Here is a 14,709-nt window from a genome sequence, read left to right on the forward strand (position 1 = left end):
GAACAACAGTCCCCCGCGGACTGTTGTTCCCATTCTTGCAGCAATTATATAGCTGGAACTTGAAATATACACTTAGGGTGAAGTGGCGGAAGAGAGGTTTGAACTGTAGGAGCGCTAGCGTTCGCCTTTAGGGTTGTATTTCTACTGCGAACAGCAGTTTAGATCAGGAAATACAAACCTAACAGCGACCGAAAGTCAAACCTGCTCTGCAGCCATGACTAACCCTTGAAGTGGAGTTTTTTTCGGTTCGATCTATATAAACTTATGATCCATCGCTTAAGGGGAGGAGTACGTTGAATATTCGAATTAGGAGCATAGCGATTATATTGGTTGTTGTCCTGCTGGCCGGGACGGTCTGGATATTGAACTCCTCGGGGCAGCCCGTGCATTCCGACTCTCCGGCGGAAGGCAAGTTCACGGCTGCCTTGCAGGAAGCCGAAGAAGGCAGCTATGAAGCCTATCTGAAGCAACACGGGGATGCCCCGCGCCCTGACCGGGAGATCCGCATCGAAGGGGAGAGCTATTCCCCAGGCAGCGGAGATGCCTTCGAGGTGAAGCAGCAATTCGCGGGGCTTGACGGAACAGCTGTCATTACCCCGGAATCGGGAACCATCTCCTGGGAGGTGCCGGTTCCGGAATCCGGGCTGTATAACATCCGGGTTCATTATTATCCGGTAGAAGGCAAAAGCTCATCGATTGAGCGTTCCTTATCCATCAACCGGGAGGTGCCGTTCAAGGGAGCCGACACCTTGCTCTTCGACCGGGTCTGGGGGAACCGTGAAGAGGTCATTAAGCAGGATGACCGCGGCAACGATTTGCGCCCCAGACAGGTGGAGCAGCCGGTGTGGCAGTCCACGGTCATAGCGGACAGTGAAGGCTTCTATGAGGAGCCCTATGCCTTCTACCTGGAGCAAGGGAACCAGACGCTGTCGCTGACCGCGCTCCGTGAGCCGATGGCCATTGATTATATTGAGCTGTTCCAGGACCGGACAGTGCAGTCTTACGCAGAGGCTAAGCAGCAGTATGAGACTAAGGGCCTTCAGCCGGTACAAGAGCCGTATATCGAGGTCCAGGCCGAAGCGGCATCTGCCAAATCGTCGCCGACCTTATACCCGTTATCCGACCGCTCCAGCCCGGCAGTGGTTCCTTATGCAGTCTCGAACTTAAGGATCAACACCATCGGCGGGGTGAACTGGAAGCTTCCGGGGCAATGGATCGAATGGGAGATTAATGTCCCTGAAGAAGGTCTGTACCGGATAGCGCTCAAGGAGAAGCAGAATCAGCTCCGGGGCGTCTATGCCAACCGCAGCCTTACGATTGACGGTGAATATCCCTTCACTGAGATGAAGCAGATCCGCTTCAATTACTCTCCCGGCTGGCAGATGAATGTACTCGGCGGGGAAGAGCCTTACCTGTTCCATCTTACACCAGGGACGCACAAGCTGAGACTGACCGTGACCCTGGGCGATATCGCGCCGCTGGTCCGTACGGTCCAGTCCAGCGTCCTGACCTTGAATGAAATGTACCGCAATATTCTGGCGATTACCTCGAATAACCCTGACAAGTTCCGCGACTATCAGCTGGAGAAGCGGATACCGGAGATGACTAAGGTATTCCGGGAGCAGGCGGAGATTATCCGCAGTGTCGGTGAATATCTGGAGCAGGCCACCGGAGAACGCAGCGACAAGGTATCCGTGCTGTACTCGATGGTCACCCAGCTGGAGGATATGGCTAAGCACCCGGACACGGTAGCCAAACGGCTGGTCTCCTTCAAGACGAATGTCGGCGGACTGGGGACCTGGATACTTAGCGTACGTGAACAGCCTTTAACGCTTGATTCTCTTGTGGTCTCGGCGCCAGACAAGCCGCTTCCGTCTGCGCAGGCGACCTTCTTCCAGAAGCTGAAGCATGAGCTGAGAGCCTATGGTGCCTCGTATACCGAAGACTATGACAGTATCGGTAATGTAGCGAAGAACCAGAAGGCGATTACAGTCTGGATTTCGACCGGCCGGGATCAGGCTCAAGTCATGAAGAGCATGATTGACGATACCTTCACGCCGGATACGGGCATCTCCGTTGCACTCAGACTGGTGCCTCCGAACATTCTGCTGCCCGCAACCCTGGCGGGGGAAGGGCCGGACGTAGCCATGCAGATCGGCGAAGACCTTCCTGTGAACTATGCGATGCGCAAAGCATCAGCGGATCTGTCCCAGTTCGCCGATTTCAAACAAGTGGCTGACCGGTTCCGGGACAGTGCGCTCACGCCTTATAAGTACAACGGAAGCGTCTACGGGCTGCCTGAGCAGCAGATTTTCCCGATGCTCTTTTACCGGAAGGATATTCTGCAGGAGCTTGGCCTGGAGCCGCCTACCACGTGGGAGGAAGTCTACAATGTGGTCTCTGTTCTGCAGAGACACAATCTGGAGTTCTATCTGCCCCTGGAGGATACACTGAACAACGCGACGCTGGTGCCGAATGCAGCCTTCACCATGCTGCTCTACCAGAACGGCGGGCAGTTGTATACCGATGACCAGAAGCGGAGCGCGCTGAACTCGGAGACCTCCATGAGTGAATTTAACAAGTGGACCCAGTTCTATACCAATTACAAGTTCCCGGTGAAGGTGGACTTTCCGAACCGCTTCCGTACAGGCGAGATCCCGATCGGGATTGCCGATTATACCATCTATAACAGCCTGACGGTGATGGCGCCGGAAATCCGCAACCTGTGGGAATTCACGGTGGTGCCGGGAACGAAGCAGGCGGACGGCACGGTGGACCATAGCGTGGCCAGCCATACAACCGGCGTCATGCTGCTGGAGAATGCCAAGGACAAGGATTCGTCCTGGGAATTCATGAAATGGTGGACAGACAAGGACACCCAGGTCCAGTACGGACGGGAAATGGAAGGGCTGATGGGAGCGGCGGCACGTTATCCGACCGCCAATATCGAAGCGTTGGAGGAGCTGCCGTGGCCGGTGAAGGATTACACGGAGCTGGAGAGCCAGTGGCAATGGGTGAAGGGTAACCCTCAGGTTCCGGGCGGCTACTTCACAGGCCGGCATCTGGACAATGCGTTCCGCAAGGTGGTCAACGGGAAGGTGAATCCGCGTGAAGCCCTGTCGGATTATCTGATCTACATTAACGATGAAATTCAGATCAAACGGAAGGAATTCAAACTTCCGTATTAGGTTGGAGGCTGTAAGCTGATGGTACAAATACACAATACCACTGAACCAGCCTTGCAAGGGCTGGCTGGCGGTCCGCTCAAGGAATCCCGCCTGGCGCAATTATGGAAAGATATCAAGAAGAGCAAGCATTATTATTTCATGATGAGTCCCTATATGATCATCTTCTTCCTGTTCACGGTGATCCCGGTGGTCGTCTCCTTCGGGCTGAGCTTCTTCTATTTCAATATGCTGGAGACGCCGAGATTCATAGGCTGGGAGAATTATTCCAGGCTGCTGCTGGGCGATGATGTGTTCATGATCGCGCTGAAGAACACCTTCCTGTTCGCGGTCATCACAGGCCCGTTAAGCTATATCGCCTGCTTCCTGTTCGCCTGGCTGATCAATGAATTGTCGCCCTTTGTCCGGTCGCTGATGACGCTGGTCTTCTATGCGCCTTCGATCTCGGGCAATGTGTTCTTCATCTGGCTGATCGTCTTCTCGGGGGACAGCTATGGTTACCTCAATGGCTTCCTGATGAAGATCGGGGTGCTGCTGGAGCCGATTCAATGGCTGCAGAATGAGAAGTACATTCTCGCCATTGTCATCATTGTGCAGCTCTGGCTCAGTCTCGGCACAAGCTTCCTGGCGTTCATCGCCGGACTTCAGACCGTGGACCAGACGCTGTTCGAGGCGGGAGCCATGGACGGGATCAGGAACCGCTGGCAGGAGCTGTGGTTCATCACGCTGCCGTCCATGCGTCCGCAGCTGATGTTCGGCGCGGTCATGCAGATTACCGCCTCCTTCGCGGTGGCGGAGGTCTCCATCGCGCTTGCGGGGTTCCCGAGCGTTAACTATGCGGGACATACGGTGGTTACCCATCTGATGGATTACGGGACCCTGCGCTTCGAGATGGGCTATGCCTCTGCTATCGCCACCATTCTCTTCGGCATTATGCTCGGAACCAACATGATGACCCAGAAGCTGCTCAGAAAGGTGGGTGAATGACCCTGTATTCAAGAGTGATAGGGGCACTTCGCCCTCAAAAAAGACTGAACCGTTCCTTTGCTGTCAGCTTTATGCTCTTCGGCCTGCTGCTGGGCTTCGGCGCGTTCATGGTGCTTCCGCTGATCTACACGGTGAACAATGCCTTCAAGCCGCTGGATGAGCTGTTCATCTTTCCGCCGAGATTTCTGGTGCGGAACCCTACGCTGGAGAACTTCACCGATCTGATGGTGATCATGGGCAATTCCTGGGTGCCGTTCACCAGATATATAGCGAATACACTGCTGATCACACTGGTGGGAACCGCTGGACATATCCTGCTGGCGTCAGCAGCGGCGTATCCGCTGGCCAAGTTCAAATTCCCGGGCTCAAGCGTTCTGTTCAAAATTGTGGTGCTGTCCCTGATGTTCTCGCCGCATGTTACGGCAATACCGAACTATCTGGTTATGTCGCAGCTGGGGTGGATTAACACCCAGGCGGCGATTATCGTGCCGTCCCTGGCCTTCTCACTAGGTTTGTTCCTGATGAAGCAGTTCATGGAGCAGATCCCGGATGCGCTGATTGAGGCGGCCAAAATTGACGGTGCGAACGAGTACCGCGTGTTCTGGCAAATCGTGATGCCTAATGTGAAGCCGGCCTGGCTGACGCTGATGATCCTGCAATTCCCGGCGCTGTGGGGCACAGATGGAGGCAGCTTCATCTACAGTGAGAACCTGAAGACGCTTCACTATGCGCTCAGCCAGGTCATCCAGGGCGGGATTGCGCGCGCCGGGGTCGGAGCGGCAGTCGCTCTGCTGCTGATGACCGTGCCGATTCTGCTGTTCATTATTTCACAGAGCAGTGTCATCCAGACGATGGCCACATCCGGTATGAAAGAGTAGAGAGGAGGAACGGTGACAATGGTCGCAAGGATAAAGAAACTGAGAACCGGTCTGCTGGCGTTGTGCTGCCTGGTCAGCCTGGGTCTTGGCGGAGAGCTGGCCCTGGCGGAGAGCGCAGCCCCTTCCTACAACTATTCATACTGGGGGAATGCGGTGGCTGCTCCGTCCGCCTATCAGGCTACTTCGCTCATAACGGGTGCCAGCACGGGTGCGGGCGCATTCAACAATCCGCAGGATATTCAGGTTACAGCGGATAAGCAGATCTATGTTCTGGATAGCGGTAATAACCGGTTTGTCATTCTGGATCAGGACTACAAATCCATAAAGACGGTAGACGCGTTCCAGTTCAAAGGGAAGGCGGAGAAGTTCAACAATCCGCAGGGGATCTATGTGACGCAGGAGAAGGAGATCTATGTTGCCGATACGGGCAATAAGCGGATCGTCCATCTCGACAGCAGCTTCAAGGCAGTAGGGATTATTGAAGCCCCGAAGTCCGAGCTGCTGCAGGCGAACTTTGAATTTCAGCCTGTCCGTGTAGCGGTAGACAAGGCGGACCGCATCTATGTGATGTCAGCCGGCGTCTTCGACGGATTCATGGAATTCGGGGCGGACGGCCTGTTCAAATCGTTCATTGGCGCGAACCGGGTGCATGTCGATGCGGTGGATTATTTCTGGAAATCGATCTCCACCCAGGCGCAGCGCGAGCAGATGGTGATGTATACGCCGACCGAGTTCACCAATCTGGACATTAATGATGAAGGCTTTCTGTACGCTACCAATGGGGACGACTACGGGGACCCGATCAAGAAGCTGAACGCGCAGGGCGCAGATATTCTGCGGAGAGAGGGCTATTACAAGCCCAGCGGCGATCTTATGTATTCAACACGGTCAGGCGGCGCTCCGCGGCTCGTAGATATTGATGTGAGCGACAGTGAAATATATGCGGTGCTGGATGCCAGCCGGGGCCGGGTGTTCACTTACAACGGGGACGGATATCTGCTGTACATTTTCGGCGGAATCGGTAACCGTCTAGGCGAATTCAACACTCCAATTGCCATTGAGCACAGCGGCGACGATATTCTGGTGCTGGATCAGGCACTGGGTGAAATCACGGTATTCCAGACCACAGAGTATGGAAGAACGCTGAACAGCGCCGTGCGGAGCTACTATAACGGTGATGAGGAGATGGCCTCTCAAGAGTTCAGCAAGGTCGTGAATATGAATGCGAATATGGAGTATGCGTATGCGGGCATAGGCAAGGCCTATCTGCGGCAAGGCGAATACAAGGAGTCGGCGGAGTATTTCGAGCGCAGCATGGACCGGACCAACTATTCCAAAGCGTTCCTGCTCTACCGCAAGGAAGTGCTTCGCGGACAATTTTCCACCATTATGACGGTGCTGATTGCGCTTGTAGCCCTTTGGCTGGGTCTGAGAATGTACCGGAAAATGAAGGCCAGAAAGAAGGTTGAGCTCCATTGAACAGAGAAGCGCTGCAACATCCGCTGTACGTAATGGTTCATCCGTTCAACGGATACTGGGACCTCAAATATGAACGCAGTCAAAAAACCAGTCTGATCCTCTCCTTCGGCATACTGTTTATGCTGATTTTGACGAATGTGCTGGGCGATCAATACAGCGGGTTCCTGGTAAACATGAATAATCCCCGGTATCTGAACAGTCTGCTGGAAGCGGTCTACGTGCTGGTTCCTGTTCTGTTCTGGTGTGTGGCGAACTGGTCGCTGACCACGCTGATGGACGGGGAGGGGAAGTTCGCGGAGATTTTTATTACCACCTGCTTCGCCCTGCTTCCGATCGTGCTGATTAATTTTCCCTGGATCTGGATCAGTAATTTCATTTCGGCCCAGGAGAGCTCTTTTTATTACTTTTTCAAAAACTTTGCATTTCTCTGGTCGGGACTGCTGCTGTATGTGGGCATTATGACCGTTCATCAGTTCTCCCCGTCCAAAACGATCGGGACGATTCTGCTGACGCTGCTCGCTATGGCCTTCATGGCGTTCCTGACCCTGCTGTTCTTCAGTCTGGTTCAGCAGATGATTGCATTCGTCTCGACCATATACCAAGAAATTGTCTTAAGGAGATAGGAGGAGGACCGGGAATGAGGAAGCCGTTAATCATGCTGCTCTCGATTCTCTTCAGTGTGAGTGTGCTGGCCGGCTGTTCGGCGTCAAGCTCAGACAGCCAGGCCAGCGGGCATGAACCGAATCTTGAAGTGTCCTTTACGGAAGGGAGCGCGCTGAAATCTGCCTTCACCGATGCAGGGTTGAACGGCATGACAGGTGTGCTGGAGAACGCGCAGCTCCGGCTGTTCATGGATGAAGCTACCGGCGGGATCGCCGTCAAGAATCAGTCGGACGGGACGGTCTGGTACAGCAACCCGCCGGACCGTGAAGCGGATGCCAAGGCCAGCGGGGATAATAAAGACCTGCTGTCCGCGCAGCTCAAGCTGGATTTCTATAACAACCTGGGTCAGGTCAGCTCTGTCAATTCATATACCGACAGCGTAGCCCATAAGCAAATGAAGATGGAACAGACGCCGGAGGGCGTCAAGGTCTTCTACCAGTTCGGAACGACCGCTGCAACGGCGGAGGATCTGCCCATGAAGATGGGCAAGGAACGGTTCGAGGAGAAGATCATGAGCAAGATGGATAAGACGGGGCAGCGGACGATGAAAATCGCCTACACCTTCGATGAGGAGAACGGGGTATATACGCGAAACGATGAAGCGCTGAAGGGGCTCCAGCTGGAGCGGACCCTGAAGGGCTTCGAGAAGGCGGGGTACACCGAGGAGGATCTGCAGCAGGACATCGCCGAGAATAATCTCAGCCAGACGAAGCCTGCGCCGCGTATCTTCCAGCTCGCCATTGAATACTCCCTGGACGGGGATCAGCTGGTCGTCAAGGTTCCGTCCGCGGATATCCGCTATCCTGCGGATTATCCGGTGAATGACATCTCCGTCCTGAGCTTCCTGGGCGCCGGAGGGAGCAAGGATTCCGGGTCCATCCTGGTGCCGGACGGCTCAGGAGCGCTGATTCATTTCAATAACGGCAAGACCCGTTATCCCGCATACAAGCAGGCTGTGTATGGTGTGGACGGGACGATGGAGACCACGGATGCCTATGCGCAGCAGCAGGAGGTCAAGCTGCCGGTGTTCGGCCTGATCCGGGAGGAAGGCGCCATGCTGGGCATTATTGAACAAGGCGCTTCTCTTGCCACCATCAACGCGGATACCAGCGGCAGATTGAACGGATATAACTATGTGTATCCGAGCTTCACCCTGATTGCCAAGGGAGATCTTACCCTGACCTCCAGCGATCAGAACCGCACCCTGCCGAAATTCCAGCAGGAGCCGCCCAAGACAGATTACGTCGTCCGTTATGCGTTCCTGAGCGGAGAGGAAGCTTCCTATCCAGGCATGGCGCGTTATTACCAGAGCTATCTGGCGGAACATGGCGGATTGCCTGAGGCACAGCCGCCGGCTTCCGCAGACTCCCCGGTGAATACGCCGTTCTATCTGGAGCTGGTGGGCGGAATCACGAAGACCAAGCATGTCCTGGGTATTCCTTATCAATCGCTGGAGGCGCTGACCACCTTCGAGGAAGCGCAAAAGATTCTGGAGCAGATGAAGCAGCGCGGGATTGATAATATCAGGCTGAAGTATGCGGGCTGGTTCAACCGGGGTCTGGATCACAAGGTGCCGGACCGTCTGTCGGTGGATAAGGCAATCGGCGGCAGTAAAGGGCTGGAGCGGCTGACTGCCTACGCCAAGGAGCAAGGCATTCAGCTCTTCCCAGACGTTGCCCTGCTCCGGGCGAACCAGACCTCAGGCTTCCGGATTAACCAGAAGGCCTCCCGGATGCTCAGTGAAATTCCGGCCGCCGTCTATCCGTACAATATGGCCTTGAACCGGCGGGACCGTTCCTTCACCCCAGCCTATATTATTTCGCCAAGCAGGGTCAGCGGATATGTTGATGCCACGCTGAAGGAGATCGCACCGTTTCAGACTGGCGGCATCTCGCTGAGGGATATGGCCGATCAATTGAACAGCGATTTCCGCAAGAACCAGGAGATTGACCGGTCTGCGTCCGAGCAGATATCGGTCCAGTCGCTGGAGAAGATCACCGGACAGTCATTGCGCATTCTCGCGGACGGCGGAAATGCCTACGCTCTTCCGTATCTCTCTGACATTACGGATGCTCCGGTGTCCAGCAGCCGGTTCAAGCTGGAGGATGAGGAGATTCCGTTCTATCCGATGGTGGTGCGGGGATATGTGAATTACACCGGCAAGCCGTTTAACCTGTCCACGTTCACGAATCCAAGGCAATATATCCTGAAGAGCCTGGAGTATGGCTCCGGCCTCTACTATGAATGGATGTATGCGCCTAATTACAAGGTGAAGGATACCGACTTCGATAACCTGTATGCGGTCCATTATGAGCAGTGGATCAACCAGGCAGCCGATATGTACACGGAAGTGAACGGGATTATGAAGAACGTCCAGAACCAGCGGCTGACCGGTCATGAGAAGCTGGCAGACGGTGTTTATAAGAGCACTTACGGCAATGGAATGTCGGTCATTGTCAACTACAATAAGACCGCAGTCCTTGCAGAGGGCCGGACGGTTGAGGCCGAAAGCTATATTACGGGTGGTGAGCAATCTTGAAATCCATACTTAGACTGGACCGCAGATCCTACAATGAGCAGAAGGCATTAATGGGCTTCTTCTATGTGCTGCCCTGGCTGCTGGGGTTCATCTTCTTCTTCCTGATTCCGTTGTTGTCTTCGCTGCGCTACAGCTTAAGCTCGGTGCAGGCCAACTCCGACGGGCTGATTGTTCAATTCAGCGGCTTCCAGAATTATGTGGAGGCGCTGACGGTGAATACCGAATTCAACCGCTCACTGGCCGATGCCATTATGAACATGGTCATCAATGTGCCGCTGATTGTCATCTTCAGCCTGTTCCTGGCAGTGCTGCTGAATCAGAAATTCATCGGCCGCTCGCTGGCCCGCTCGATCTTCTTCCTGCCCGTCATTCTGGCCTCCGGGGTCATTCTGAGCCTGGAGAGCACCAGCCTGATTCAAGCGGTCAACGATCAGAATGCCGGAGCCGGGGCGATTCAGGGTCTGGGCACCTTCGAGCTGGAGGGGCTGATGCTGGACGCCGGGCTGGCCGAATGGGTAGTGGACTATCTGACCAGCGCCGTGAGCCGCATCTATAGCATTGTCAGCCAGTCCGGCGTACAGATTCTGATTTTCCTGGCCGGCATCCAGACCATCTCGCCGCAGCTGTATGAAGCGTCCAAGATGGAAGGGGCGACTGGCTATGAGGCCTTTTGGAAAATCACTTTTCCGATGGTCAGCCCGCTCATACTGGTGAATTCCATCTACACGATTATTGATTCCTTTTCGAATAACGCCATGACGGATCTGATCCGGGAGACCGGCTTCACCCAGTTCAACTTCGGTCTAAGCTCTGCGATGGCCTGGCTGTATTTTGCCGCAGTGGCCATCATTCTGGCGGTCAGCAGCTATCTGATCTCGAAGAAGGTCTTCTACTATGATTAAAGGGAGGATGGGACTAATGCTTGCGACCCGCTTGCTGTCGCTCGAACGCTGGAAGAAATGGATATGGTCCTTCGTGCGGCTGACGCTGATTGCAGGCCTGTCGTTCGTGATCCTCTATCCGGTGCTCCAGAAGATCTCCACGGCCTTCAAGGCCAAGAGCGATCTGTATTCACCGATTGTCGTCTGGCTTCCCGAGCATTACACGCTCGACAATTTCATCAAGGCCATTGGAATTATGGATTACTGGCAGGCCTTGCTGAACACCTTCACCCTGTCGGCACTGACTACACTCTTGACCGCCATCTCCTGCGCGCTTGCAGGGTACGGTTTCGCCCGGCTGAAGTTCAAGGGAAGCCAGCTGCTGTTCGCCGGAGTCATCTTGACGATTCTCGTTCCGCCGATCACAATTCTGATTCCAGTCTATCTGAATTTGAAGGATTTCAGCCTGATGGGGCTGATTCCGCTGCTGACCGGCAAATCGGTGAATCTGCTCAACACCTACTGGCCGTTTATTCTAACGTCTGCCACAGCGAACTCGCTGAAGGCGGGGCTGTACATCTTCATCTTCCGGCAGTTCTTCCGGGGGATTCCCAAAGAGGTGGAGGAAGCGGCTTATATCGACGGGGCAGGCGTAGGCAAGACCTTCTACCGGATTATGCTGCCTAATGCGATACCCTCCATTGTTACGGTCCTGCTCTTCTCGTTCGTGTGGCAATGGAACGACAGCTTCTTCACCACAACCTATCTGACATCCAGCAAGGTGATGGCGACCCAGCTCGGCTCGCTGCCGTATAATCTGGCGATTCTGCTGGAGGACGGGGCCAACTCCAAGGCTGATCCGTTCTACCTCAGCATGGTACAGGACACAGGGATTCTGCTGGCAATTCTGCCGCTGATTATCATCTACCTGTTCGTGCAGCGGTATTTCGTGGAGAGTATTGAGCGTACCGGAATTGTCGGTTAACCGGAGAGGGAGGATGACTGTGCGCCAAAATAACAGAACAAGCACTCCGGCCAGACTGGCCCGGAGTATAGTCTTCGCAGCCGCGCTTCTGTGGCTGTCCGGTTGCTCCGCTCCGGGCGGGGATGCAGCTCCGGCTGCCCCCTCGCCGGGACCGCAGGAGAGCGCAGCGTCATCCCCGGCAGCTTCACCCGCAGGGACTCCGGCAGCATCCGCTACAGCTTCGCCTGAAGCTGCGGCGGAGGCTCCGGGGCCGCAGGAGGCGGCTCCGCTGGCGGCAGCCTATGCGGATTACTTCCCCATAGGAGCTGCGGTTGAGCCGGACCAGACCGAGGGGGCCACGGCAGAGCTGCTGAAGAAGCATGTGAACTGGCTTGTGGCCGAGAATGCGATGAAGCCGGATGCGATTGCACCGGCTGAGGGCACCTTCACCTGGGAACGGGCCGACCGGATCGTCGCCTTCGCGAAGGCGCACGGCATGGGGCTGCGCTTCCACACCCTGGTGTGGCACAGCCAGACCCCGGAGTGGTTCTTCCGGGATGAGGCGGGCGGAGCGATGGTCGATGAGACCGATGCGAAGAAGCGCGAAGCGAACAAGAAGCTGCTACTGAAGCGGCTCGACAGCTATGTCACTGCTGTTGTCAGCCGTTACAAGGACGACATCTCCTCCTGGGATGTCGTGAATGAGGTGATTGAACCTGGAGACCCGGACGGCATGAGGGCCAGCGACTGGTACAAGATTACCGGCACAGGCTTCATTGAGACCGCCTTCCGGGCGGCGCGCAAGGCCGGTGGACCGGAGCTTAAGCTGTACATCAATGATTACGGCACAGACAACCCGGAGAAGCGGGACCGGCTGTATGAACTGGTGCAGGACATGCTGGCGAAGGGGGTGCCGATTGACGGGGTTGGCCACCAGACCCATATTAATCTGGAGTATCCTTCGGTAGAGAGCATAATCGAGTCCATGGAGAAGTTCCATACTCTGGGCCTGGATAATCAGATCACTGAGCTGGATATGAGCTTGTATGTCTATAACGATCTTAGCGATGTCGGCCCTGTAGTGCCAGAGGATATTCTGCAGCGGCAGGCCGCGCGGTACGGCGAGATATTCGCTGCTCTAAGAGACCGGAAGGAGCTGTTAAGCGGGGTCATGTTCTGGGGAATTGCGGATGATCATACCTGGCTGAGCACTTTCCCGGTCGAGCGGACCGAGGCGCCGATGCTGTTCGACCGGCAGCATCAGCCCAAACCGGCCTTCCAGGCGGTCACCGATTTCTAAATAGTAAAGAACGGGTAAGCCAAACAAGAAATGCACCTTACAATTCCTTTATTTTTGCCGGGATAATATAATATTCCGGTAATAAATAATCTTGCAAAGTGAGGTTGCAACTGGTGCCCATAACAATCAAGAACACAATGGCCTGGACTGTCGCTGCGTGCATGGCCGTACAACTGTTGACCGCTTGTGAGAGAAACGATAGCCTTACGGAGCGTTCTCCGGTCCCTGAGGGACATTCGGGGAGCGCTCCGCTCTATGAGGAGCTGGGTCTAAGCAGATATGATCCGCCTATCGAGCTGTCGTTCGTACGTGAGAACAACGATGCACTTGAAGAGATTCTGAAGGAATTGCCGGGAGAGTCGCTGGAGCATAACCGCTGGACCGAGCTGTATGAAGAGGTGCTCGGCATTAAGATCACCTATGATTGGACGGAGTGGAGCTCCATCTACTCCCGCAAGCTGGGGGTCTCTCTGGCTTCCGGGGATATCCCCGATATTGTGCGGGTGAATGCTTCGCAGCTCAGAGTGCTGAGCAATGCAGGGCTGATCCAGGACCTGAGCGAAGTCTATGAGGAGTATGCCACCCCGTTAACCCGCAAGGTGCTGAGCGAGGAAGGGACGGGTCCGTTTGAGACGGCTACGCTCGACGGTAAGCTTATGGCGATCCCGGAGACCAATTCTTCCATTGAGGGTGCGATGTTCCTGTGGATTCGGACGGACTGGCTGGAACGCCTTGGCCTTCAGCCGCCGAAGACGATGGCAGAGGTACTGGCTATTTCGAAAGCGTTTACGCAGCAAGATCCTGACGGCAACGGCAGGCACGATACCTACGGCCTTGCGGCAACCAAGTATCTGTGGGACCCGGTCATGGGACTTACCGGGTTCATGGCCGGTTATGGTGCCTATCCCGGAATCTGGATTAAGGACAAGACCGGCAAGCTGGTCTATGGAGGGATCCAGCCGGAGGTCAAGCATGCTCTGCAGGTGCTTCAGGACTTGTACCGGACGGGACAGATTGACAGGGAATTCGCGTTCAAGGACGGGGTCAAGGCCAGCGACTGGATGGAGCATGAGCAGGTCGGGATGATGTACGGGGAGCAGTGGGGCTCCTTCCTCGTGCAGCTCAGCCGTGAGCAGAATCCGCAGGCCGAGTGGCAGGCCTTCCCGCTGGTCTCGGAGTCCGGGGCAGCGCCGAAGGTGCCGCTTCCGTTCAGCACCAACCAGTTCCTGGCGGTCAAGCAAGGCGTCCCGCATCCTGAGGCGCTGATTAAGCTGATTAACCTGCATCTGGAGAAGAACTGGGGGGCTACGAGTGAGGTGGAGCGGTACTATAACGCTCCGCAGGCGGTATGGAAGCTGTCGCCGGTAACGCCGTTTCCGGTGCAGAAGAACCTGGAGGCCTTCCGGGAGCTGGAGACCTTCCGGCGCACCGGTGATGCTTCCGTGCTACAGGATGAAGCGAAGACGATCCAGAAGCGGATTGCCGCTTATGAGGCCGGAGGTGCGGACAGCGAGACAGGCTGGGGCTGGGAGCGGACGTATGGGCCTTCGGGTGCTTTTTCCATCCTGGACGGGTATGAACGTAAATCTCAGCTGCTCTATGAGAGCTTCGTCGGCGCACCTACAGAGACGATGATCGAGAAGCAGAATATTCTAAATAATCTTCAGATTGATGCCTTTCTTGATATCATTCAGGGCAGACCACTCAGCGAGTTCGATAATTTCGTGGCACAGTGGAACAAGCTGGGCGGCGAGCAGATTACGGCTGAGGTTAACGACTGGTATGCAGAGAAGGGCGGGAGCGGCAAATGATCGGACCTGAGCAGACGAGTGG

Annotated in this window: 10 protein-coding genes; all 10 read left to right on the plus strand. The window is 55.4% G+C overall.

Going from position 1 to position 14,709, the window contains the following annotated elements:
- The first annotated feature begins 293 nt into the window (after nucleotides 1–293).
- The gene (locus tag MHH28_RS02040; protein WP_405111088.1) at nucleotides 294–3,188 is read left to right on the plus strand and encodes an extracellular solute-binding protein; all 2,895 of its coding nucleotides are present in this window, start codon (nucleotides 294–296) and stop codon (nucleotides 3,186–3,188) included.
- 18 nt (nucleotides 3,189–3,206) lie between these two features.
- Nucleotides 3,207–4,172 (plus strand): carbohydrate ABC transporter permease, encoded by a 966-nt coding sequence (locus tag MHH28_RS02045; protein ID WP_405111091.1) that lies wholly within the window; start codon nucleotides 3,207–3,209, stop codon nucleotides 4,170–4,172.
- A complete protein-coding gene (locus MHH28_RS02050) occupies nucleotides 4,169–5,050 on the plus strand; it encodes a carbohydrate ABC transporter permease (RefSeq protein WP_340754536.1) in 882 nt (293 codons plus the stop codon). Before MHH28_RS02045 ends, MHH28_RS02050 begins: the two co-directional genes overlap by 4 nt.
- 18 nt (nucleotides 5,051–5,068) lie before the next feature.
- Nucleotides 5,069–6,529, plus strand: a complete 1,461-nt coding sequence (locus tag MHH28_RS02055) for a hypothetical protein (RefSeq protein WP_405111095.1) — start codon at nucleotides 5,069–5,071, stop codon at nucleotides 6,527–6,529.
- Nucleotides 6,526–7,152, plus strand: a complete 627-nt coding sequence (locus MHH28_RS02060) for a YIP1 family protein (protein WP_405111097.1) — start codon at nucleotides 6,526–6,528, stop codon at nucleotides 7,150–7,152. Before MHH28_RS02055 ends, MHH28_RS02060 begins: the two co-directional genes overlap by 4 nt.
- Before the next feature lie 14 nt (nucleotides 7,153–7,166).
- The gene (locus tag MHH28_RS02065) at nucleotides 7,167–9,731 is read left to right on the plus strand and encodes a DUF5696 domain-containing protein (RefSeq protein WP_405111100.1); all 2,565 of its coding nucleotides are present in this window, start codon (nucleotides 7,167–7,169) and stop codon (nucleotides 9,729–9,731) included.
- Entirely contained in the window at nucleotides 9,728–10,633 is a 906-nt protein-coding gene (locus MHH28_RS02070; RefSeq protein WP_405111103.1) for a carbohydrate ABC transporter permease, read from the plus strand. The genes MHH28_RS02065 and MHH28_RS02070 overlap by 4 nt, the downstream gene beginning before the upstream one ends.
- 16 nt (nucleotides 10,634–10,649) lie before the next feature.
- On the plus strand, nucleotides 10,650–11,597 hold the full coding sequence (locus tag MHH28_RS02075) for a carbohydrate ABC transporter permease (protein WP_405111106.1): 948 nt from the start codon (nucleotides 10,650–10,652) through the stop codon (nucleotides 11,595–11,597).
- A gap of 13 nt (nucleotides 11,598–11,610) precedes the next feature.
- Nucleotides 11,611–12,876 carry an endo-1,4-beta-xylanase gene (locus tag MHH28_RS02080; RefSeq protein ID WP_405111109.1) on the plus strand — a complete coding sequence of 422 codons (1,266 nt, stop codon included), beginning with the start codon at nucleotides 11,611–11,613 and terminating at the stop codon, nucleotides 12,874–12,876.
- Nucleotides 12,877–13,013: 137 nt separating this feature from the next.
- A complete protein-coding gene (locus tag MHH28_RS02085; protein WP_405111112.1) occupies nucleotides 13,014–14,687 on the plus strand; it encodes an extracellular solute-binding protein in 1,674 nt (557 codons plus the stop codon).
- The last annotated feature ends 22 nt before the right edge of the window (nucleotides 14,688–14,709 follow it).

Source organism: Paenibacillus sp. FSL K6-1217 (assembly GCF_045040735.1).
Lineage (GTDB): Bacteria > Bacillota > Bacilli > Paenibacillales > Paenibacillaceae > Paenibacillus_AQ.

Coding starts and splice junctions, on each gene's coding strand:
- MHH28_RS02080 (WP_405111109.1), top strand. CDS start 11,611: ATGACTGTGCGCCAAAATAACAGAACAAGCACTCCGGCCAGACTGGCC.
- MHH28_RS02045 (WP_405111091.1), top strand. CDS start 3,207: ATGGTACAAATACACAATACCACTGAACCAGCCTTGCAAGGGCTGGCT.
- MHH28_RS02050 (WP_340754536.1), top strand. CDS start 4,169: ATGACCCTGTATTCAAGAGTGATAGGGGCACTTCGCCCTCAAAAAAGA.
- MHH28_RS02075 (WP_405111106.1), top strand. CDS start 10,650: ATGCTTGCGACCCGCTTGCTGTCGCTCGAACGCTGGAAGAAATGGATA.
- MHH28_RS02055 (WP_405111095.1), top strand. CDS start 5,069: ATGGTCGCAAGGATAAAGAAACTGAGAACCGGTCTGCTGGCGTTGTGC.
- MHH28_RS02065 (WP_405111100.1), top strand. CDS start 7,167: ATGAGGAAGCCGTTAATCATGCTGCTCTCGATTCTCTTCAGTGTGAGT.
- MHH28_RS02085 (WP_405111112.1), top strand. CDS start 13,014: ATGGCCTGGACTGTCGCTGCGTGCATGGCCGTACAACTGTTGACCGCT.